The 21231-nt window shown below is 69.4% G+C and carries 23 protein-coding genes; 14 read left to right on the forward strand and 9 right to left on the reverse strand.

The window, feature by feature from the left end; genetic code table 11:
- Positions 1-18: 18 nt before the first annotated feature.
- The 3 genes from ACH413_RS19025 to ACH413_RS19035 are packed head-to-tail and all read right to left on the reverse strand — an operon-like array spanning position 19 to position 2669.
- Positions 19-1203 carry an MFS transporter gene (locus ACH413_RS19025; RefSeq protein ID WP_360034385.1) on the reverse strand — a complete coding sequence of 395 codons (1185 nt, stop codon included), beginning with the start codon at positions 1201-1203 and terminating at the stop codon, positions 19-21.
- Positions 1200-2267, reverse strand: a complete 1068-nt coding sequence (locus ACH413_RS19030; RefSeq protein ID WP_360034382.1) for a PLP-dependent cysteine synthase family protein — start codon at positions 2265-2267, stop codon at positions 1200-1202. Before ACH413_RS19030 ends, ACH413_RS19025 begins: the two co-directional genes overlap by 4 nt.
- Positions 2268-2321: 54 nt before the next feature.
- The gene (locus tag ACH413_RS19035) at positions 2322-2669 is read right to left on the reverse strand and encodes a hypothetical protein (protein WP_360034379.1); all 348 of its coding nucleotides are present in this window, start codon (positions 2667-2669) and stop codon (positions 2322-2324) included.
- A 78-nt stretch (positions 2670-2747) separates the two neighbouring features.
- On the opposite strand from ACH413_RS19035, the gene ACH413_RS19040 reads away from it, so the two are divergent.
- From ACH413_RS19040 to ACH413_RS19060, 5 genes are read left to right on the forward strand one after another with little or no spacing between them, the layout of a single operon-like run.
- The gene (locus tag ACH413_RS19040) at positions 2748-3740 is read left to right on the forward strand and encodes an ABC transporter substrate-binding protein (RefSeq protein ID WP_360034376.1); all 993 of its coding nucleotides are present in this window, start codon (positions 2748-2750) and stop codon (positions 3738-3740) included.
- 4 nt (positions 3741-3744) lie between these two features.
- Positions 3745-4944: an MFS transporter gene (locus ACH413_RS19045; protein ID WP_360034373.1), complete on the forward strand. Its 1200-nt coding sequence runs from the start codon at positions 3745-3747 to the stop codon at positions 4942-4944.
- Positions 4945-4956: 12 nt separating this feature from the next.
- A complete protein-coding gene (locus ACH413_RS19050; protein ID WP_360034368.1) occupies positions 4957-5964 on the forward strand; it encodes a hypothetical protein in 1008 nt (335 codons plus the stop codon).
- A gap of 18 nt (positions 5965-5982) precedes the next feature.
- A complete protein-coding gene (pip, locus tag ACH413_RS19055; RefSeq protein WP_360034365.1) occupies positions 5983-6900 on the forward strand; it encodes a prolyl aminopeptidase in 918 nt (305 codons plus the stop codon).
- The gene (locus ACH413_RS19060; RefSeq protein ID WP_360034362.1) at positions 6897-7304 is read left to right on the forward strand and encodes a DUF1992 domain-containing protein; all 408 of its coding nucleotides are present in this window, start codon (positions 6897-6899) and stop codon (positions 7302-7304) included. Before pip ends, ACH413_RS19060 begins: the two co-directional genes overlap by 4 nt.
- Here ACH413_RS19060 and ACH413_RS19065 read toward each other — a convergent pair whose 3' ends face one another.
- Complete coding sequence (locus ACH413_RS19065) at positions 7305-7823, reverse strand: lytic polysaccharide monooxygenase auxiliary activity family 9 protein (protein WP_360034360.1); 519 nt, start codon at positions 7821-7823, stop codon at positions 7305-7307. It lies immediately after the preceding gene.
- Between the two features lie 447 nt (positions 7824-8270).
- Here ACH413_RS19065 and ACH413_RS19070 point away from each other — a divergent pair, with 447 nt between their 5' ends.
- Positions 8271-10295 carry a LuxR C-terminal-related transcriptional regulator gene (locus ACH413_RS19070; RefSeq protein WP_360034358.1) on the forward strand — a complete coding sequence of 675 codons (2025 nt, stop codon included), beginning with the start codon at positions 8271-8273 and terminating at the stop codon, positions 10293-10295.
- The gene (locus ACH413_RS19075; protein ID WP_360034355.1) at positions 10292-11419 is read left to right on the forward strand and encodes a LuxR C-terminal-related transcriptional regulator; all 1128 of its coding nucleotides are present in this window, start codon (positions 10292-10294) and stop codon (positions 11417-11419) included. The genes ACH413_RS19070 and ACH413_RS19075 overlap by 4 nt, the downstream gene beginning before the upstream one ends.
- Here the strand turns inward: ACH413_RS19075 and ACH413_RS19080 are convergent.
- Entirely contained in the window at positions 11406-12041 is a 636-nt protein-coding gene (locus tag ACH413_RS19080) for a DedA family protein (RefSeq protein ID WP_360034353.1), read from the reverse strand. The two genes, ACH413_RS19075 and ACH413_RS19080, sit on opposite strands and share 14 nt — an antisense overlap.
- 23 nt (positions 12042-12064) lie before the next feature.
- On the opposite strand from ACH413_RS19080, the gene ACH413_RS19085 reads away from it, so the two are divergent.
- The 3 genes from ACH413_RS19085 (at position 12065) to ACH413_RS19095 (ending at position 13784) form a co-directional block, all read left to right on the forward strand.
- Positions 12065-12856, forward strand: coding sequence for a cytochrome c biogenesis protein CcdA (locus ACH413_RS19085; protein ID WP_360034350.1), 792 nt, complete (start codon positions 12065-12067; stop codon positions 12854-12856).
- An 8-nt stretch (positions 12857-12864) separates the two neighbouring features.
- Entirely contained in the window at positions 12865-13338 is a 474-nt protein-coding gene (locus ACH413_RS19090) for a redoxin domain-containing protein (protein WP_360034347.1), read from the forward strand.
- A 155-nt stretch (positions 13339-13493) separates the two neighbouring features.
- Positions 13494-13784, forward strand: coding sequence for an HPF/RaiA family ribosome-associated protein (locus ACH413_RS19095; protein WP_360034345.1), 291 nt, complete (start codon positions 13494-13496; stop codon positions 13782-13784).
- Positions 13785-13830: 46 nt separating this feature from the next.
- Here ACH413_RS19095 and ACH413_RS19100 read toward each other — a convergent pair whose 3' ends face one another.
- Positions 13831-16059 (reverse strand): PEP/pyruvate-binding domain-containing protein, encoded by a 2229-nt coding sequence (locus ACH413_RS19100; RefSeq protein WP_360034343.1) that lies wholly within the window; start codon positions 16057-16059, stop codon positions 13831-13833.
- A 60-nt stretch (positions 16060-16119) separates the two neighbouring features.
- Between ACH413_RS19100 and ACH413_RS19105 the strand changes: the two genes are divergently transcribed.
- Both ACH413_RS19105 and ACH413_RS19110 read left to right on the forward strand, forming a co-directional pair.
- Entirely contained in the window at positions 16120-16467 is a 348-nt protein-coding gene (locus tag ACH413_RS19105) for a YciI family protein (RefSeq protein ID WP_360034341.1), read from the forward strand.
- Positions 16467-17654, forward strand: coding sequence for a sigma-70 family RNA polymerase sigma factor (locus ACH413_RS19110; RefSeq protein WP_360034339.1), 1188 nt, complete (start codon positions 16467-16469; stop codon positions 17652-17654). The genes ACH413_RS19105 and ACH413_RS19110 overlap by 1 nt, the downstream gene beginning before the upstream one ends.
- Here the strand turns inward: ACH413_RS19110 and ACH413_RS19115 are convergent.
- Both ACH413_RS19115 and ACH413_RS19120 read right to left on the reverse strand, forming a co-directional pair.
- On the reverse strand, positions 17604-18155 hold the full coding sequence (locus tag ACH413_RS19115; protein WP_360034337.1) for a copper resistance CopC family protein: 552 nt from the start codon (positions 18153-18155) through the stop codon (positions 17604-17606). The two genes, ACH413_RS19110 and ACH413_RS19115, sit on opposite strands and share 51 nt — an antisense overlap.
- A gap of 25 nt (positions 18156-18180) precedes the next feature.
- The gene (locus tag ACH413_RS19120; RefSeq protein WP_360034335.1) at positions 18181-19338 is read right to left on the reverse strand and encodes an MFS transporter; all 1158 of its coding nucleotides are present in this window, start codon (positions 19336-19338) and stop codon (positions 18181-18183) included.
- A gap of 121 nt (positions 19339-19459) precedes the next feature.
- On the opposite strand from ACH413_RS19120, the gene ACH413_RS19125 reads away from it, so the two are divergent.
- The gene (locus tag ACH413_RS19125; RefSeq protein ID WP_360034334.1) at positions 19460-19855 is read left to right on the forward strand and encodes an ATP-binding protein; all 396 of its coding nucleotides are present in this window, start codon (positions 19460-19462) and stop codon (positions 19853-19855) included.
- 82 nt (positions 19856-19937) lie between these two features.
- Positions 19938-20339, forward strand: a complete 402-nt coding sequence (locus tag ACH413_RS19130) for an ATP-binding protein (protein ID WP_360034332.1) — start codon at positions 19938-19940, stop codon at positions 20337-20339.
- Here the strand turns inward: ACH413_RS19130 and bla are convergent.
- On the reverse strand, positions 20332-21231 hold the full coding sequence (gene bla, locus ACH413_RS19135; RefSeq protein WP_360034330.1) for a class A beta-lactamase: 900 nt from the start codon (positions 21229-21231) through the stop codon (positions 20332-20334). The genes ACH413_RS19130 and bla overlap by 8 nt on opposite strands.

A 21231-nucleotide genomic window follows, 5' to 3' on the forward strand; every position in this document is an offset into this window, starting at 1 on the left:
TCCGGAACCTTCCTCCTGCTAGGACGTCGAACCGGCGACCGCGGAATCGACACGGGCCGCCAACTTCTTCAACGCCCACGCGCACCCGAGCCCCAGCGCCGTGAGAACGAGCCACGGCACCCACGGCACACCAGCACGCGCGGCGGCGTCGAACCCGACGCCGGTGAGCAGGTTGCCGAGCAGGATCCCGACGCCCACGACCGTGTTGTAGAGGCCGTAGTGCGTCGCCACGAGCCGGTCGCCCGACAACGAGACGATCTTGTCCATCTCGAACGGGAACACCACCATCGTGCCCAGCGCGAGCAGGGCCGCGCACAGCACCAGTCCGGTCCAGCCGCCGTGGATCGCGGGCAGGAACGCCAGGCCCAGCACCGCCATCCCGGCGGCCAGCGACCGGTCGGGTCCGAGCCGGGCGCGCGCCCACGCCGTCACCCGGAGCTGGCCCGCCACCGCCAGCACGCCCGACACCGCGAACAGCACGGCGGTCAGCACCGCCGACCCCGAGGCCAGCGGCAGCGCCAGGTAGACCTGGAACGACAGCACGTACGAGCCGGTCATCGCGAGCGCGAACAGCACGAACCGCCGGTTGGAGAAGACCAGCCGCCAGTCCGCGAGCACCGAGTCCCCGGACGGCGAACCGGCCCGTGCGGGCAGCGACCGCCACTGCAGCACCGTCAGCACGAGGAACACGAAGGCCGCGACCAGGCACGTGAGCCGGAAGTCCACGGCCGTCAACGCCAGCCCGACCAACGGCCCCACCAGGATTCCGGTCTGGTAGAAGACGTTGAACAACGCGAACGCCTCCACGCGCCGTGGCCCGGCATCAGCGGCCACGTACGCCCGTACGGCAGGGTTGAACAACGCCCCGGCGAACCCGGTGGCCGCCGAGGCGATCACCAGCGCCGGCAGCCCGTCCACGAGCCCGAGCAACGCGAACCCGCCGGTCCGCAACGCGCAGCCCGCCACGATCAAAGGCTTGTACCCCAGGCGGTCCGCCAGCGTCCCGCCGATCAGGAACATGCCCTGCTGCGCGAAGTTCCGCACCCCCAGGACGAGTCCGACGGCCCACCCGGCCAGCGCCAGCGTCACCGACAGGTGCGAGGCGAGGTACGGCATCAACATGTAGAAGCCCACGTTGATGCTGAACTGGTTGAGCAGCAACAACTGCACGCTGCGGTCGAACGAGCGGAACTGCGCGATCACGCTGTCACCGCCAGAGGGTCCACAACGGACCGGCACATGCTCCACGACAGCACTTCGCGTTCTCCCACCGAGGAGATCTCGGCCGGATCCACGGCGGGAACCACACCCATCAGGCCGTGGGCAGCGCAGTACTCGTCGCTGAACACGGTGTCGAAGTAGCGCTGCGGCCCGTCCGGGAACACCGCGGCGATCCGCGTGCCGGGCGGGGAGGTCCTCGCCAGCCAGGACGCCACCAGTGCGACCGCGCCGACGCTCCAGCCGCCGCTCGCGTAGTGCCGCGAGGCCAGGGCCCGGCACGCCCACACCGCCTCGCCGGGGTTCACCCAGTGCACCTGGTCGAACGCCGGGTAGTCGACGTTGCGCGGGAAGATGCTCGACCCGAGCCCGCGCATCAGCCGGGTCCGCGCGGGCTGGCCGAAGATCGTCGACCCGATCGTGTCGACGCCGACCAGTCGTAACGCCGGGAAGTGCTGACGCAGCACCGAAGCGACCCCGGCGGAGTGGCCACCGGTGCCCACCGCGCACACCAGCACGTCGACATGACCGAGCTGCGCGGCCAGTTCGTGCGCGAGCGGCGCGTACCCGGCCACGTTGTCCGGGTTGTTGTACTGGTCGGGGCAGTAGGCGCCGGGCAGCTCCGAGAGCAACGCCGACACGCGTTCGCGCCGTGCCTCCTGCCAGCCTCCGGTCGGATGTGGACTCTCCACGAGGTCCACGGTCGCACCGTAGGCGCACAGCATCCGCCGGATGATCGGTTCCAGGCCGGGATCGGTCACGAGCGTCACGGGAACGCCGTGCACGACCCCGGCGAGCGCCAGGCCGAGACCGAGCGTGCCGCTGGTCGACTCCACGACGTGACCGCCGGGCAGGAGGTCACCGCGGTTCAGCGCGCGGCCGATCATGTGCAGGGCGGCGCGGTCCTTCATGCCACCGCCGGGGTTGGCGCTCTCCAGCTTCGCCCAGAAACCGGTGGGGGAGGTGCGGGAGAGTTCGTCGATCCAGAGCACCGGAGTGTTGCCGACGATGCCCGCGGGCGTGTTTTCGCGCAGCACGGGAACAGACATGGGGATTCCTCGAAAGAGTGTGGTGGCAGGCCGATGTCGGGGGCGGGGGCCGGCCTAGGTTCGAGAGATCCCGAGGTCGAGCAACAAGGTGCGCCCCGAACTCACGTGCTCGGAGCGCCACGGACACGACCGCGTTCTGACGGCGGGACGCGCGACGGGCTCGGCCGCCACGACCGGCACGACGGGGGCGAAGGGACTCGCCTGGACGGCGGCCTGCGCGGGAGCGGCGGCCGACAGGTGGTGCGTGTCGCCGTGGTGGCAGAACTCGCCGGAGATGCCGGGGGTGAACGCGCCGTGGTGGGCGGGCTCCGGCGGACAGGCCGGGTGGAGCACGAACGCCGCGATCAACATCAGTGCGACGACGACGGCGAAACGACGCCCTGTCGTCAGTTGGCTCCGCACGGTGACCAACCTACCGCACATTCCCGGTCCCGGAACTCTCTTGATAGGTTAGGCAAGCCTAAATCAGGAGGTGGACAGGTGCGCAGGACAGTCGCCGCGGTTCTGCTGCTCGGCCTAGTGGCCGGGTGCGGTGGAAACGCTCCCACGGAGCAGGGAAGTGGCCAGTGGTCCTTCAAGGACGATCGCGGTAAGGAGGTCACCGCGCCCAAGCGTCCGGAACGCGTCGTCGCACAGGTGTCCGCCGCGGGCGCTCTCAAGGACTACGGCATCAACGTCGTCGGCACGTTCGGCCCGCTCAAGCGCGCGGACGGCACGACCGACCCGGAGGCGGGCAGCATCGACCCGAGCCAGGTCACCGACATCACCGGCCCCGGCTACGGCGAGATCGACTTCGAGAAGTTCGCCGCGCTGAACGCCGACCTGGTCGTCGCCGGCTACTACCCCGAGGTCTCCGGGCTCTGGCACCTCACCGCCGAGTTCGAGGAGAAGGTCTCCAAGATCGCCCCGACGGTCGGCATCGGCCAGTCGAAGATCCAGCTGCCGGACGGCGTGAAGCGCTTCAAGGAGCTTGCGAAGTCGCTCGGCGCCGACGTCGACTCGGCGAAGGTGAAGGCGGACGAGGAGTCGTTCACCAAGGCCTCCGAGCGGCTCAAGGAGATCGGTCAGAAGATGACGGACGCCAAGCAGAAGATCCAGGTCATCGGCGCGGACCCGAAGCTCTTCTACGTCGCCGTGCCCGCCCGCAACCCGGACCTCGACTGGTACGTCAAGGAACTGGGCCTGCCGCTGCTCACGCCGGACAAGCCCGACACCGAGGGCGGCGGCTACTTCCAGTCGCTGTCGTGGGAGAACTCCGGCACGTACAAAGAGCACGTGATCATGTGGGACACCCGCCAGCACGTGCTCAGCCCGGAGAAGATGAAGGAGGGCCACCCGGTCTTCCAGGGCCTGCCCGCCGTGCAGGCCGGCCGGTTCGTCGAGTGGAACGCGGTCGCCCCGCTGAGCTACTCCTCCTACGCCGGGATCATGAACAAATTGGCTGACCAGCTCGACCAGGTGTTGGCAAAGTAGCCATGTGCTGACGCTTCTGAAGGAAAACGGCCCGTTGCGCGTGCTCAGCACCGCACGGGTCGTTTCTGTTGTGGGGGACGCGCTCAGTCTCGTCACGCTGATGGTGCACGTGCAGTCCGTGCTGGGGAAAGCGATCGCGGTGGCGGCGCTGCTGCTCGTGGGCGATTTCGCGCCGTCGTTGCTCAGCCCGCTGACCGGGGTCATCAGCGACAGGTTCGACCGGCGCACCGTCATGATCGTCTGCGAGGTCGCGCAGGGCGTGCTGCTGGCGGTCATCGCGTTCACGCTGCCGCCGTTGCCGATCCTGCTCGCGCTGGTGGGGGTGCGGGCCGTGATCGGGCAGATCTTCATCCCCGCCTCGCGGGCGGCCGTGCCGAGCCTGGTCGCGGAGAAGGACCTCGCGCAGGCGAACACCGCGCTGGGCCTCGGATCCAACAGCGCCGACGTCATCGGGCCGTTCCTCGCGGCCGTGCTGCTGCAGTTCATGGACACCCGCGGCGTGCTTCTCGTGGACGCGGTCTCGTTCGGCCTGTCGGCGTTGTTGTTGCTGCGCCTGCCGAAACTCGTCGTGCCGGCCGAGCCGGGGGAGACGGTGTTCACCGACGTGAAGGCCGGTGTGAGCGAGATCTGGCGCAACCGGGCGTTGCGGATCGTCTTCCTGGGCTTCTGCGGTGTCGTCGCGTGCACCGCCATCGACGACGTCGCGGTGCTGCAGCTGACGATGGGCGTGTTCGGCGAGTCGGAGAGCGTGGCCGGTGTCGTCCTCGGCGCGGTCGGCATTGGTCTGCTCCTCGGCTACGCGTTGCTGGCCAGGGGATCGGCGCGGTGGAGCATGGTCACCTTGCTCGTCACCGGGTTCCTGATCAGCAGCGCCGGCAACCTGTTCACCGGCCTGGCGTGGGGCGTCGCGTCGGCGTTCGCGCTGCAAGCCTTGCGGGGACTGGGAATCGCGGCGATGGACGTCGCGCACAGCACGTTGATCCAGCGGCTCGTACCGGGTGATCGAACGGGCAGGGTGTTCGGCAACTTCTACGGCGGGATCGGTGTCGCGGCAGCGGTTTCGTACATCGTCGGTGGTCTGCTCATCGACGTTCTCGGCCCGCAGCTGATCCTCGTGCTGGCGGGCGGTGCGGGGGTTTTGGTGACGTTGTGGGTGGTTGCCGCTTCACGGGCAAGGGGTGTTGAGTGGGAATCAGCCTCTTGAGGGGAGAAGGCGATGTGGGGGAAACGCATTGCTGTTCTTGCTGTTTCGTTGCTGCTGACCGGATTGACCGCTTCCGTCGCGCAGGCGGGCACCGGGGTCGTGCCCGCGTCGACGTCGTGGCCCGCCGCTGACCGCGGCTGGGTGCTGGGCCTCGACACCCTGTGCCAGACCGCGAACTGCCCGCAGCTCGTCCGCACGCTCGACGGCGGGGCGTCGTGGACGCGGGTGAAGACCCCGGCGCTGTCCGTGCCGGAGACCGACCGGCTGCGGGTGCTCTTCGCGAACGACGCGGCGGGCATGGTGACCGACGGCGAGCAGCTGTTCGTCACGAGCAACGGCGGCACGCGCTGGGAACCGTCCGGCATCAAGGGAACCGTTGGCGCGCTGGGCTTCGACGACTCCGGGTTCCTCGCGGTGATCTACGACGGCACGTCGTCGCGGCTGTTCCACCGCGAGCTGTGGTTCGGCTCGTGGCAACCGGTGCCGGGCGTCGAGATCAAGGGCCAGTCGCGCGGGGAGATCGCTCCCGGTCAGGTCTCGTTGTCGACCATCGGCGTGGAGAACCGGTACTGGACCCGGTCGCCGGCGGGCTGGCTGGAGCAGCCGGCGCCGTGCACCGAGTTCTCGGCGACCAGGCTCGGCACGGTCGGCGCCGACCGCTATGCGTTGTGCAGCTTCGATCCCGGCTTCGGGAACATGACGAAGGAACTGCGTCAGGCCGCGGGCAGCGGGCCGTTCAAGACCGTCAGCGTGCCGCCGCGGGAGGGCATCACGACGGGCTTCGCGGTGTCCCCGGAGGCGGCGCTGGTGGCCGCGACCGGGCGCGACTGGTCGTTCGTGCACCGCGGACCCGGTGCGAAGTGGGACACGCCGCTCACGCTCGGCGGATCGCCGTTCGAGGACCTGGCGTTCTCGGACTCGCGGCACGCCACGCTGGTGCGCGGCGGTCCCGGCCACGAGTTCGCCGAGGTCTACCGGTCGGATGACGCCGGGCTGACCTGGAAGGCACTGTCGGTGTAGCTCGGTACGCTCGTTTTCATGGAGCCCTGCGAACACGGCATGCTCGACGTCGGTGACGGCAACCAGGTCTACTGGGAGATCGTCGGCGATCCCGGCGGCAAGCCTGCCGTGTTCCTCCACGGCGGACCGGGCGCGCCGTCGAAGGGCGCCAGGAAGTCGCTCGACGCCGAGAAGTTCCGCATCGTGATCTTCCACCAGCGAGGGTGTGGTCAGAGCACACCACACGCCGGTGACCCGGCGGCGGACATGAGCGTCAACACCACCGAGCACCTGATCGCGGACATGGAGAAGCTCCGCGAGCACCTCGGCATCGAGAAGTGGTTGCTGTACGGCGGTTCCTGGGGCACGACGCTCGCGGTCGCCTACGCGCAACGGCATCCTGAGCGCGTCTCCGAGATGATCCTGATCGCCGTGACGATGTCGTCCGAACGTGAGCTGGAATGGCTGTACAAGGGCGTTTCCCGGTTCTTCCCGGAGGCGTGGGCTCGGTACAGCGCGTACGTCGGCGATCCTGAGGACGTTGTCCGGGCGTACGCCGAACTGATGGAGAGCCCCGACCGCGAGGTGCGGGAGAAGGCGGCGATCGCGTGGTCGGAATGGGAGGACACCGTGCTCTCGTTCGAGAGCTTCGGCACTCCGAACCTGTTCATGGACAAGGCTTCCGACGACATGATCGCGTTCGTGCGGATCTGCGCGCACTACTACGCGAACCACGGGTTTGTGGACGACCTGCTGGGCAACGTGGGCAAGCTCGCCGGCATCCCGGCGGCGTTGATCCACGGACGCCGTGACATGAGTTGTCCGGCGGACACGGCCTACGAGCTGGCGCGGGGGTGGCCGGACGCCGAGCTGACCCTCGTGGACGACAGTGGCCACAAGGGCAGCCCCGCCTTCCGAGAGGCGATCGGGGCCGCGGTCAGGAGGTTCTCCCCATGACACAACGGAAACCGCCAGGAATGGGCTTCGAGTCGTGGATCGACAGGCAGATCCGCGAGGCCCAGGAACGCGGTGAGTTCGACGATCTGCCGAGCGCGGGCAAGCCGTTGCCCGGCGCGGGAGAGGCGCTCGAAGAGGACTGGTGGATCAAGAGGAAGGTCCGGGAGGAAGAGGGCAGTGCAGGGTTGCCCCCTTCCCTCGTGCTGCGCAAGCGGGCCGAGACCGCCAGGGCCCGCGCCCTGGCGGCCACGACCGACGAGGAAGCGCGCTCGATCATCGAGCGGATGAACGCGGAGATCCTCGACGCGCTGCGGAAACCGTTGTCCGGTCCGCCGTTGAACCTGATGCCGTTCGACGTCGACGTGCTGCTGCGTGAGAGGAAGGGGACCTCACGCGGTCAGTGATCAGCTCGCGTTGATGTCGATGCAGGAGTAGAAGGCGTTGGAGGTGTCGCCGATGTTCCACACCGCCAGGACCTTGTGCCGGCCGGCGGAGCCCACGTTGACGGTGTGCGACACGGTCGCCGGCGGCTGCTGGTTGTTGCCGCTGAAGTTCGCGACCTTGCGGCCGTCGACGAAGTAGTCGTAGTCACGCGTGCGGTGGCGGGCGGTGAACGTCCAGTTGAACGTCACCGAACGGCCGGTGTTGGCGACCTTCCAGCCCTTGTTGTCGTTGCTCAGCACCGAGAACTGCGACAGGTTGGCGTGGCAGCTCTGCAGGCCCTTCGGACCCTCGACCGACTGCGGCTCCCACTGGATGGCTCCGCAGTCCTTCACGGCGCCGCTGGCGCACTGCGCCTGACGGCTGGCAGGCGAGTTGATGTAGCCGTGCGCGAACGCCGTGCCAGAGGGGAGTGCCACGACGATCAACGGTGCAGCGAGAACGCCGGCCATGGCGGCCGTAACCTTGCGTCCAATCTTCATGTGTCTTCCTTTGCCTTGATGTGTGCGTACTCCCGTTACATCGCGGCGGCGATTGAAGGTCTAGACCATACCGCGCGTAATCGCGGTGCCACAAGGTGTGTCCGATAGATCAGTCAGGTAAGTGATTACCGCTCAACTTCGTACAAGCGCTAAATATCGGTCAAAGGTGAGCGAAGTCGTTGGGTTTTGTGCGACTTCACGCTCGGTCTGGGGGCTTCGCGCGTGTGGTCGTGGGCTTGTGCGGGTTCCCGGTTCGCGCGGCGCGGACCGGGACGCGGACCGGAATCTCGGTGGCAGCTCGACGGAGCGTGAAGTCGCCGTCTCAGCACGCGGCCGGGTCCGTCCCCGCCACGGCCGGTGTTTGCGCAGTTCACGCCGGTCTGTGAGCTGAACTGCAATTGTCGGCCGTCATTTCTTCAGATTGCATTCGCACTTAGAATCGCGCGCATGTCGTGGTCGATGAACTCGCGCACTCGTCTGGTGGGACGGGAACGCGAGCTGACCACCGTGCGACGGCTGCTGCGGCGGCACCGGCTGGTGACGCTCGCCGGGCCCGGCGGTGCGGGGAAGTCGCGGCTGGCGGCCGAACTGTGCCCGTCCGGCCCCGTCGTCGAACTGGAGTCCGTGCACCGGCCCGACCTGCTGTGGCACGTGATCGCGTTCTCGCTGAACGTGTGGGAGGAGCCGGGTTCGCCACTGCACGCGACCGTCGTCCGCGCGCTGGCCGAGCACCGGTTGCTGGTGCTGGACAACTGCGAGCACCTGATCCACGAGGCCGCCTCGGCGGTGGCCGAGCTGCTGGCCGGATGTCCGCGCCTTCGTGTGCTCGTGACGAGCCGGGAACCTCTCGACCTGGCCGGCGAGATGTGCGTCGAGGTCGGCCCGCTGTCTCCCTCGGACGCCCGGCAGATGTTCGTGGAGTGCGGCGGCGCTCCGGAACTCGCCGACGCGGTGCACGACCACCTGCCGCTGGCGATCGAACTGGCGGCCGCCCGGACCGATGTACCCGCGCGGCACCGCACGCTCGACGCCGTGATCAGGTGGAGCTACGACCTGCTGGCACCGGCCGAACAGGCCGCGCTGCGCAAGCTCTCCTCGCTGATCGGCGACTTCGACCTCGACCTGGCCGCCGCGGTGTGCGGCGACCCGGCGGAGGTCGTGCAGCTGATGGCTTCTTTGCGCGCCAAGTCCTTGGTGGTGCGCACGCCGTCGTCCTCCGGCGCGCGGTTCCGGATGCTCGAGTCGATCCGCCTGTTCGGACTGGCGCGGTTGCGGGAGAGCGGCGAGGACGCGGTGACGTTCGAGCGGCTGGTCGACCACCTGATCCGGGCCATCGGTGAGATCGCGGCGGCACCGATGATCGAGAACAACACGGACACGTGGCTGGCGAGCCAGGAACACCAGTTGCTGCACGCCGTGGAACGCGTTCCGCGCACCGACCCGCGGCACACGTGGCTCGTCGCGGGCGTCGTGCACGTCTGGTACCTGCGCGGCTCGTTCAGCGAGGCGATGCGGATGGCCTGCGCCGCCCTGACGCACGGCCCGTTGACGTCGCACTCGGAGATGCTGCTCTTCCGCGCGGCGTGGCTCGCGGGCTTCACGGGTGACGAGGTGGCGGCGCTGCGGTTCGCGGAGGCGCTGGTGGCGCACCCGGCGATGAGCCGGCCGGTGTGGGAGGCGCGGGGGTGGAACACGCTGGGGTACGCGCGTGGTGCCAACTTCGATCTCGCGGGTGCGCGCGCGGCCAACGAACGGTCGGTGGCGGTGGCGCGGAGCCTCGGTGATCCGAGCCTGCTGATGACGTTCCTCAACAACCACGCCTGGCTCCTGATGCGCCTGGGTGATCTGCCCGGTGCGCTCGCCGCCGCACTGGAGTCGCTCTCACTGGGCGTCCTGGACGGTTTCCGCCTGATGGCCTCCCGGCACACCGCCGGCGTGATCGCGTTGGCGGCTGGCGACGTCGACCAGGCCGAGCACCACTTCGCGATCGCTCTGCGGGTGGGCGCGCCCGAGTCGCTGGCGCAGGCCGGTGTGCTGGAAGGACTGGGCGTCGTGGCGGCCCGCAGGGGAGACGCCGACCGCGCCGTGGTGCTGATGGCCGCCGCGGCCGCCACCCGCAGGTCCGGTGGTTCCCGGCAGGAGGAGCCGTGGAACCACATGGTGTCGGACGCCCGCGAGCTCGCGCTGTCGTCGGCGGGGCCGCGGCGGGTGTCCCAGGCCTGGCGGCTGGGGGAGCGGCTCGACCAGGCGGGGCTGACGGCGTACGTGAACTCGGGCCGCCGGGACGAACCGCTGACCGTGCGGCAGCAGCAGATCGCCGACCTCGTGGTGGAGGGGCTGACCAACCCGGAGATCGCGGTGCGGCTGGGGATCTCGACCGGGACCGTGCGGTCGCACGTGACGCAGATGTTGTCGCGGCTGGGACTGAGCTCGCGGACGCAGCTCGCGGCACGAACGGCGCGGGCACGGTGACGTGCGAGGTCTGCGGGGCCGCGCTCACCACCTCCGCCAAGTACTGCTCCAGCGCCTGCCGGCAGCGCGCCTACCGCCGCCGCGCCGCCCGCGACGTCGTCCCGGCCTCGCCGCGCCTGGACACGTTCGTCGGCCGCGCCACGGAACTGACCGAGCTCACCAAACTGCTGGCACGCAACAGGATCGTCACCGTCACCGGGCCTCCCGGCGTCGGCAAGTCCCGGCTGGTGCACGAGGCGGTCGCGAACCGGCGGCACGTCCTGGTGATCGAGCTCGCGGACGTCACCAGGGTCCCGGACCTGCTCGCGGACGCCCCTGAACCCGGTCTGCTGGTGCTGGACGGCTGCGAGCCCGTGCTGGCCGACTGCGTGCGCCTCATCGCCAGGCATCCCGCGCTCCGCGTCCTCGCGACGAGCCGGGAGCCGCTGAACGTGCCGGGAGAGCAGGAGTACCGGCTCAAGCCGCTCGGGCAGCACGACGCGAAGCGGCTGTTCAGCGACCGCGCGACGGCGCTCGACAGCGAGTTCGACGAGAGCGCCGCACTGCTGGAGACCGTGTGCGAGCGGCTGGACCGGTTGCCGCTGGCGCTCGAACTCGCGGCACGGCTGGTGCGCGTGCTGACGCTGGACGAGATCGTGGCACGCCTGGACGACCGGTTCGCCGTCCTCACCACCGGGCCGCGCGACGCCCCGGCGCACCACCGGTCGTTGCACGCGGCGATCGACCGCAGTTACGAGTTGCTGACCTCGGCCGAGAAGATCGCGCTGCACACGTTCGCGCTGAGCCCCGGCACCGTCGATCCCGTGATGGCGCAACGACTTCAGGCGCGGTCACTGCTCGAAGCCGACTTCACCATGCTCGAGTCGGTGCGGCAGTTCGCCCTGCCGGGAGTGCGGATCACCACGCCACGCCCGCAGGCCGAACCGGAGCAGGCCGCGCCGTCGTGGCGCGACGAACGGCTGCTGCGCGTCGCGGCGATGGTCGCGGAAGGACTGACGAACAAGCAGATCGCGGACGGACTGCACGTGTCGCTGCGGACCGTGGAGGCCGACGTGCGCGACCTCAAGTCCGTGCTGGGCGTGCGATCGCGCGCCCAGATCGCGGCCTGGACTACACAGGCGTGACTTCTTCTTCCGACTTTTCAGCAGCCTTCGCGAGCCGGCGCTTCACGATGAAAACGCCCGCGACGCCGAAGACCACGGCGATCGCGAGACCTGCGTAGGAGAAACCCTTCAACCACTTCTCGGCCACCACGCCGAGGTAGTAGACGGCCGCCGCCGTACCGCCCGCCCACACGATGCCGCCCAGGGCGTTCGCCACCAGGAACTTGCCGTAGCTCATGTGCATCGACCCGGCCAGCGGCCCGGCGAGAATGCGCAGCAGTGCCACGAACCGGCCGAAGAACACGGCCCACGCACCGCGTTTCTGGAACACCTTCCTGGCATGGTCGAGCTGCGTTTCCCCGAAGTGCTTGGGGAATTTCCGGCCCATCCACGCGAACAACCGCGGTCCGCCGCGCCGCCCGATGAGGTAGCCGAAGTTGTCGCCGATGATGGCGCCCGCGCTCGCCCACACACCGATCCACAACGGGCTCAGGTGGTCGTGCTGCGACGCCATCAGCGAGGCCGTGACCAGCACGATCTCGCCTGGCAACGGGATGCCGAGCGATTCGAAGCCGATCACCAGGCCGACGATCACGTACACGAGCAGAGGTGGGATGGCTTCGAGCCACTGTTCGATCGGCACCTGGCAACTCTAACCTCACGCCCGTGAACGAGCTTGCGTTAGCGGTCGTCGCGGGAATGGTGGCCACGGTCAACCCGTGCGGATTCGCGATGCTGCCCGCCTATTTGGCGTTGGTGGCACGGGACAGCCCCGCACGAGCCTTTATGTCCGGTTTGGTGATGACAGCCGGATTTGTCACGTTCTTCGGCGCGTTCGGTGTTCTGGTCAGTCCGGTGGCCGCGACCCTCAAGCGCTACCTGCCGTTCGTGACGGTCGTGATCGGGCTCGTGATGGTCGTCGTTGGCGTGCTTCTGCTGCTCGGCAAGGACCTCTACGTCCGGCTGCCGAAACTCCAAGCAGCTCCCAAGAGCCTTTGGTCGATGTACGGCTACGGCATCGCGTTCGCCATCGCCTCTCTCTCGTGCGCGATCGGCCCGTTCCTCGCGCTGGTGGGCGCATCGCTGCAGACAGGTATCGCGGCGTTCCTCGCCTACGCGCTCGGCATGGGGCTCATCGTCACCGTGCTGGCGGTCGCGGGTTCGGCGCTCGCGCCGCACATCAGGAAGCTGCTGCCCCACGTCGGTCGCATCGGTGGCGCGGTGCTGGTGGCGGTCGGTGCGTACGTGACCTACTACGGCGTCTACGAACTGCGGTTGTTCCTGGCAGGCGGCAGCGCGATCGACCCGGTCGTGCGCGGTGCGGGACGGTTCCAGAACACGCTCGTGCAGATCGTGGCGGCGCTCGGGCCGTGGCCGTTCGTGGTCGTGCTGGCGATCATCGGTGCGTGGTGGCTGAACCGGAGGAGGCGCAAGGCCGTACGCACAGACAGGAGGTGAGGAGCCGAATGCGCATCCTCGGACTGCTGCTAGGGATCCTTCTGCTCACCGGCTGCGCGGAGAAGGCGCCGCCGCCGGAGAAGTTCCAGTTCACCGCCCAGACGCTGGACGGCGCGGAGTTCCGCGGCGACAAGCTCGTCGGGCAGCCCGCCGTGCTGTGGTTCTGGACGCCGTGGTGCCCGTCCTGCAACGCCGAGGCGGAGACGGTCGACGCGATGGCCAAGCGGCACAACAAGGTCCAGTTCGTCGGCGTGGCCGCGGAGGACCAGCTCGACGCCATGAAGAAGTTCGTGGGCGACCACAAGATGACCGGGTTCCCGCACCTGGCCGATCTGGACGGCGCGGTGTGGAAGCGGTTCGGCGTCACCGCGCAGCCGACGTTCGCGTTCGTGGGCACCGACGGCTCCGTGGAACTGCTCACCGGATCGCCCACCGAGGAGCAGCTCGACCAGCGAGTTTCTGCTTTGATGCCAAAGGTTTGATCTGGTGACACAACTAGGTCCGGCAGCCGCACCATTCTCTCAGTAGAAAGACCCTGCGCTGTCGGGACCAACGCCCGGTTCGGCGTTGCGATCGGATTCGTATCGTCGAACTGGCCTCGTGGCGGTGCCGCGCGGCCTTGAGGAGGCAGGTGTCGATGGACTACATCCAGGTCTCGCTCGCGGAGGCCATTCCCGAGCAGGCCAGGGACTACGCGTCCGCGCGGATCGGCTCGCTGGAGGAGTACGCACCGGACCGGGTCGACTTCGCGTGGGTCAACCTGACCTCGGACAAGTCGGTGATCCACGCGCACGCCCGGCTCGACCTCAAGTGGGTCGAGGTGCAGGCGTACGCGGAGGGCCACACGGTCACCGAGGTGATCGACCTGGTGCGGGAACGCATGCGGCGTCAGCTCGTCTCGATGCACGGCGTCCCCGCGCACAACTGACCTCGTCGAACAGAACCCACCACTCGGCAGCGGACGGGTGGTGGGTTCACCGCACCTTCTTCACGGTTCCCCGCGCGCCGTCGACCTGGACGACGTCCCCGGTGGCGATCCGGGTCGTCGCGTTGCCGCAGCCCACCACCGCCGGAATTCCCAGCTCCCGCGCCACGATCGCCGCGTGCGACAAGGGCGCGCCCACGTCGGTCACCACGGCGGCGGCACGGGTGAAGAGCGGCGTCCAGCCGACGTTCGTCACCGCGGTCACGAGGATCTCGCCCGGTTCCAGCGCCCTGCCCTCCTCGATCCGGGTGAGCACGCGCGCCACTCCCTCGACCACGCCCGCCGAGCCGGGGAACCCGGTGACGTCCGACGGCACGGGCACGTCCGCGGTCGCGTCGTAGAGGTCGGCCCGCCGATCCGGAGAGGCGGCCCAGGACTCCGGGTCGAACCGGCCGCGGATCACGGCGGGATAGGGCGGCAGCGCGCGATAACGCTCGTAGGCCTGCCGTTGCGCGGGAACCCGTGCCAGCAACGAGGTTTCGCCACCCAGCACGCGCAGCACGTCGTCGATCGGCAGGAAGAACAGGTCGTCACCGGACGACGTCAGCTCCCCGGCCCGCAGCACGAACGCCCGCATCACCCAGAACGCGCGCACCATCTCCGACCGGGCCTGCTCACGGGCCCGTGCCCCGGCGCCGATCTTCGCCAACCGCCGTTCGACCCGGTCCGCCTGCCGCGGATGTGCCGCCACCAGCCGTTCCCAGGCGGCTGCCCGCGCCGCCGCCTGCCGTCGCAGCAACGCGACCGGATCCGCCAGCGCGTCCAGCTGCGTCGCGATCCACGTCGGCGCCTCGGCGGGACGCGGCAGGAAGACCTCGAACTCGTTGTGGGATCGATGCCCCCACTCCTGCGCGTACGCCTCCCAGTCCAGTTCTCCCGAACGCACCCGCGCCAGCCCGAGCAACGGCCCCACGCTCGACAGCCCGGCACCCGCGTGGAACCCGGTCAGCAACGTGGCCGCGTCCTCCTCGCCGACCAGCGCCACGAGCTCGCGCCGGAACGCCACCGGCCCGCCGCCGATCATCCGCGCGCCGGCGTCGAGGATCGGGCACACGAACCGCAACAGCCGGTCGAGATCCTTGCGCCACAAGGCGAGCAACGCCTCCGGCGTGGCACAGGCGGCGATCGCCTGGCGCGCGGCGGTACAACGCGCGGGGTTGTCGCGGACCAGCCGCGGCAGCCTCGTCCGGTAGAGGAACTGCTGTTTGAGAGGCCCGCCCGCACCCCGCAGCACCGCGCCCAGGATCGCCGCCCGTGACATCGGCAGCGGCGGCACGGTCACACCGGCCGGGATGCGCCCGAACGTCTCCTCACCCGAGCGCCGCATCTCCTCCGCCCTGCCGATGGCCGTGCCGACCGCGGTGTAGGTGCTGATGTTGAGGTAGAAGCGGCCGCCGATGTTCCCGGAGATCCGGTGCGGCCCGATCGCCACGCTCGACAGCACCTTCACCAGCGACCACGTCACCGGCGTCATCACCTCGGGGACGGCCTCGCCGACGTTGCCGTTGGACCACAGGTAGTCGCCGTCGAGGGTGTCGTTCCACTCGACCCGCAACGCCGTGATCGGCCGCGCCTGCAGGATCTGGAACCCGTCGCCGGTCAGCGCCCACTCGACGTCCATCGGCGTTCCGTACAACGCCTCGATCCGCCTGCCCAGCGCGACGAGCGCGGCCATCTGGTCGTCGGACAACAGGTCCGCCGGGTTCTCCTCACCGCTGACCAGCGCCTCACCGAGCCCGCGGACGGCGTTGACGACCGGCTCGGCCCGCCCGGTCACCGGGTCCGCCGTGAACAGCACACCGGACACCTCCGCCGGCACCATCCGCTGCACGACGACCGCCATCTCGGCCGAGGCGATCCCGTTGCGCTCGCGGTAGGCGACGGCCCGTTCGGCCCGCAGCGAGTCCCAGCACCGCAGGACCGCGTCGAACAGCCCGTCCTCGGACACGTTCAGCACGGTGTCGTGCTGTCCGGCGAACGACAGTCCCGGCAGGTCCTCCGCGGTGGCCGACGACCGCACCGCCACCGGCCCGCCCAGGTCCCGGAACGCCTCCAGCACGCCCTCCATCGACCGCTCGCGGTAGGCGCGGGTCGTGAGGTGGAACCCGGCCGGCACCGGCAGGCCCGCCCGGACGAGCCTCGCCAGCGACGCGCCCTTGCCCCCGGCCGCCGCCAGAACCGCTCGCGAGTCGTCGAGCGGGAGGATCAACGGGATCATGTCGCCATAGTTGTCGAAACGGGTCGCCCTCGTTCGTACAAAGGGTGAAAGGAGACCACCATGACGCAGAAGTACCTGCTCAGCATCTACCAGCCCGACGGTGAGACCCCTCCACCCGAGGTGCTCGACCCGATCATGGCGAACCTGAACGCGCTCAACGAGGAGATGCAGGCGAAGGGCGCGTGGGTGTTCGCCGTCGGCCTGCACCCGCCGACGACCGCGACCGTGCTCAGGGCGAAGGACGACGACGTTCTCCTGACGGACGGCCCGTTCACCGAGGGCAAGGAGCACATCGGCGGCTTCACGATCATCCAGGCCGCCGACCTCGACGAGGCGCTCGACTGGGGCCGGCGGCTCGCGGGCGTGCTGAGCCCGTTGTCGATCGAGGTCAGGCCGATCGCGTTCTGATGATCGAGGAGATCTTCCGGGCCGAGTACGGCCGTGCGGTGTCTGTCCTGACCCGCGTTCTCGGCGACATCGACCTCGCCGAGGAGGCGGTGCAGGACGCCTTCGCCACGGCCGTGCAGCGGTGGCCGGTGGACGGCGTTCCACCGGTTCCCGCGGGCTGGATCATCACGACGGCCCGCAACCGCGCGATCGACCGGTTGCGCCGTGAGGCCAAGGGCCAGGAGAAGCACGCGCAGGCGGAACTGCTGAACCACGAATCGGAAGTGCGGGAGGTGGGGGACGTGGCCGACGACCAGTTGCGGCTGATCTTCACCTGCTGCCACCCGTCGCTGGCGTTGCAGTCCCAGGTCGCGCTGACGCTGAAACTGCTCGGCGGGCTGACGACGGCGGAGATCGCCAGGGCGTTCCTGGTGCCCGAACCCACGATGGCGCAACGGATCGTGCGCGCGAAGGGCAAGATCCGCGTGGCCCGCATCCCGTACCGGGTGCCGCGCGACGCCGACCTGCCCGAACGGCTCAAGGCCGTGCTCGCCGTCGTCTACCTGATCTTCAACGAGGGCTGGCTGGACAAGCCGGAACTCGCGGACGAGGCGATCCGGCTCGGTCGCGTGCTCGCCCAGTTGATGCCGGACGAACCCGAGGTGTGGGGGCTGCTCGCGTTGATGCTGCTCGTCGCGTCACGCCGCGAGGCACGGCTGCGCGACGGCGGGATCGTCCTGCTCGAGGACCAGGACAGGGCGCTGTGGAACGCGGATCTCGTTGCGGAGGGGCAGGACGTCGTGCGCCGCTGCCTGCGCTGGAACCGGCCGGGCCCGTACCAGGTCCAGGCCGCGATCAACGCCGTGCACAGCGACCCGCCGACCGACTGGCACCAGGTCGTCGCGCTCTACGACCAGCTGATGGCCATCGCGCCAAGCCCTGTCGTGGCACTGCATCGAGCCGTGGCGATCGCCGAAACGCACGGTCCGGCGGCGGCGTTGCTCGAAGTCGAGGTGCTCGACCTCGACCGCTACCACCTGTTCCACGCCGTGCGCGCGGATCTGTTGCAACGGCTCGGCGAGGACCCGACCGCGGCGCTGGAGGCCGCGCTGGACCGGGCCGAACATCCGGCCGAACGCGACCTCCTGCGCGAGCGGCTACGGCTTGCGGCGGCTGACCAGCAGGACCACGCCGACGACGCCCACTAGCCCGACCAGGAGCCACACCCAGATCGGCACGCCACCGGAGTCCTGCGCGGTCGAGGTCGACGGGGGAGCGTTCGACACCGTCGCGCTCGCCGTCACCGACGACGGCGGGGCGGCGGACGAGGAGGGCTGCGCCGTGAGCGCCAGCGTGAAGGTGAACGTGCCGGACACGGTGTCGCCGTCGTCGGACTTGGCCGACCAGGCGATCGTGTGCACGCCGGCCCTGGCCGCGGACTCGCCGATCTTCGCCGTGATGGTCTTGTCGACGGCGTGCACCTCGGTGACCGGCACCTTGGCACCGTCCGGTCCCGTGACGGTGATCGCGTCCCCGTCCGGCAGCGCGATGGCCTCGCTGAACACCAGCTCGACCTGTTTCGGCGGGGCGTCGAGGGCCGCGCCGGACGCCGGGGTGCTGCTCTTGAGCTCGGCGTGGGCCTGTGCGGGGACGACCATGGCCGTCGCGGCGAGCAGTGCCAGCACGAGAGCGCTGAAGTAACGCGTCACGTGCGCAGCGTAATGGCTCTGTCGATCAGTGCGGCAGGCTCGAATCCCGTGGTGCGGCCGGCACGAGTGACAACCCGGCGGCGAGCACCGCGGCCAGTCCGGCGGCGATCACCGGCGCGAGCGGCTCCACGTCGTAGAGCAGCGAGCTCAGCACCGGTCCGACGATGAACGTCAGCCCGCCCGTCGCGGTGACCAGTCCGGCCATCAGACCCTGGCGGCCGGACCCGACGCCGAGCGAGGCCGTCGCGCCGAACCCGGTGATCGCGAGACCGATTCCCAGCGACACCACCAGGAACGCGAGCGACATCAGCGCGGACGACGGCGCGACCGCGAGCAGCGCGCAGCCGGCCACCGCGACCGGCGACCCGATCCGCAGCAGCCGGGCGGGGGACCACTTCAGCAACGGCACGAGCAGACCCTGCGCCAGCAGAAGTCCGATGCCGGACGCGAGCAGCAGCCCTTCGATGGCGCCCGCACGGTCCGCGGCGAGGTACACGACGACGGTCTGCAGGATCGAGAGTGCCAGGTACAGCAGGAACCCGGCGCCGAAGGCCGGCACCAGTTCCAGCGGCCGGACCTCGACCGGCTCCGCGGAGCGTTCGACCGGCTTGACGGTGACCAGTACCAGAACCGCGACCAGCAGGGCGATCACGGGCGCCACGTACAGCGGCAGCCACAGGGAACCCACCGCGAGCACACCCACGGCCACCGGGCCGAGCACGATGCCCAATCCCTGTGCGGCACCGACGAATCCGATGGCTCGGGTGCGATCGTCAACGTCGTGGGTCGAGAGGCCCGCGACGGCGAGCGCGGCGACGAGCACGGAGGCGAGTCCAGCGCCGAACAGCAGGCCGCGGAACACCAGCACCAGCACGAACGCGAGGTCGGGCGTCAGCGTCTCGTCGAGGGCGAACGCCACCGCGGCGGCGAAACCGGCCGGTCCGGCCACGCACAGGGCGAGCCCGGCGACCAGCACGGGACGCACTCCGGCGGCGTCGAGCAGCAGTCCCCAGAGCGGACTCGCCAGCGTGGTCACCACGGACGCGACCGTGAACACCAGGCTCAGCTGGGTCACGGTGAGCGAGAGCTCCTGGGCCAGCGGAGCGACGACCGAGGTGAGCAGTTGGTGCAACGAGTAGATGACCAGCACTGCGACCAGCAAGGGCGGCAAGGATCTGGGCACGCGGTTCCCCCTGGAGTTGCGGCGGCGCCGTGAGAGTAGTTCAAGCACATGAACGGTTGGTTTGGCCGCTGATGCAGTCGGGTATCCGGCGCTCTAACTGATCATCTGACCGAGGAGCGGTTTGTCGCGCGACCAGGCAGCGAGCACGGGCGAGACGGCGAACCTGCCCCTGGGCAGACAGCGGCCGTCACTCGCGGCCGTCCGGCGCTGGGTGCGGCTGGAACTGATGGGCGAGGACACCGACGCCGTCGCCGACGTGTTGCTGGTGGTGAACGAACTGGTCAGCAACGCGTACCGGTACACGTCCGAGCCGTCTTTCCTGCGCGTCGTCGTGGAAGAGCAGAGGATCCGAGTCGAGATCGAGCACAACGCCAACGCCCATCCGCCGTTGCGCAAGGTGTCCCGTCCGCAGCGGGGCTACGGCCTGGTCCTGGTGGCCCGGCTGTCCGATCGCTGGGGCGTGGACAGGGCCCTCGGCGGCACCGTGGTCTGGGCCGATCTCCCGAGGACGTCATGAGTCGAGTTCGATGGGTTTCGATGTACGCGCTCCGGGGTATGGAACCCCCTGCCTTGAACGAACAGGGCGCGAGGGGATGCTGATGGGTATCGCAGGACGGTCCAGCGAACGACTGGACCTCGTCCTACCGGAAGGTGTTCTGCCGCTCGCGGACGTGCGGGCGGAGGTGCGTCGCCTCCTGAAGGGAATGCACGAGAACGTCGTGGTCGACGTGATGGTCGTGGCCACCGAACTCGTGAGCAACGCTTATCACCACGCCGCTCCGCAGCGTCGTGCCCGCATTCTTCGCCTGCCGGAGCGGGAGGTGGTGCGGGTCGAGGTCGAGGACGGCACGCCCGGCCGTTTCCCGCAGCTCGGGCGGATGGGGTTCATCGGGCGCCGGCAGCGGGGTTTGTTGCTGGTCAACGGCTTGGCTCAGGTGTGGGGGCACAACCGGTTCCCCGATTTCAAGACCGTGTGGGCGGACGTGTCGACCGTCAGGTGAGGGTCTTCATCACGTAGGCGGCGGCTTCGGCGACGAGGGCCTCGTCGTAGTCGGCGTCCGCTGTGGACTTGCTCGACATGATCGCGATCAGGACCGGCTTCCGGTCGGGTGGCCACACGACGGCGATGTCGTTGACGGTGCCGTACTCGCCGGTGCCGGTCTTGTTCGCGACCTCGGAACCCTGCGGCACTCCCGCCCGGACGCGCTTCGCCCCGGTGGTCGACCTTTCCAGCAGGTCCTTCAGGAAGCCGCGCTTCTCGGGTTCGAGGGCGTCGCCCAGGACGATCCGCTGGTAGTCCGTGCCGAGCGAGCGCGGGGTGGCGGTGTCGCGCGGGTCGCCGGGCGTGGCCGAGGTGAGGTCGGGCTCGATGCGGTCCATTCTGGTCTCGGTGTCGCCGAGTTCCCGCAGGTACTTCGTGAGTTCCGCGGGGCCGCCGACGTCGCGCAGCAGCAGGTTGCCCGCTGTGCCGTCGCTGTAGCGGACCGCGGCGTCGCACAGGTCGCGCAGCTTCATGCCTGTTTGGACGTTCTGCCTCGTGATGGTCGAGCTCTTCATCAGCTCGGCTTCGGTGTAGGTGACGACGGTGTCCAGATGGGACAGCGGGTTGCGGTGCAGGATCGCCGCCGCGGCCAGGCCCTTGAACGTCGAGCAGAACGCGAACCGCTCGTCCGCCCGGTGCTCGATCGTGCTGCCGTTGTCGCTCATCGCGTAGACGCCCAGTCGTGCGTCGAACTTCTTCTCCAGCTCGAACAACGCGTCGTGCCGCACGGGTGCCGCGCTCGTGGTCGTCGTCGGTGGCGTTGTGCCCGTGGTCTGAACGGCCTGGGTGGCGGCGCAGCCGGCGAGCGGGAGCAGGGCGAAGGACTTCAGGGCAGTGCGTCGATCGATCAC

The organism is Lentzea sp. NPDC020367, assembly GCF_044387305.1.
Taxonomy (GTDB): domain Bacteria; phylum Actinomycetota; class Actinomycetes; order Mycobacteriales; family Pseudonocardiaceae; genus Lentzea.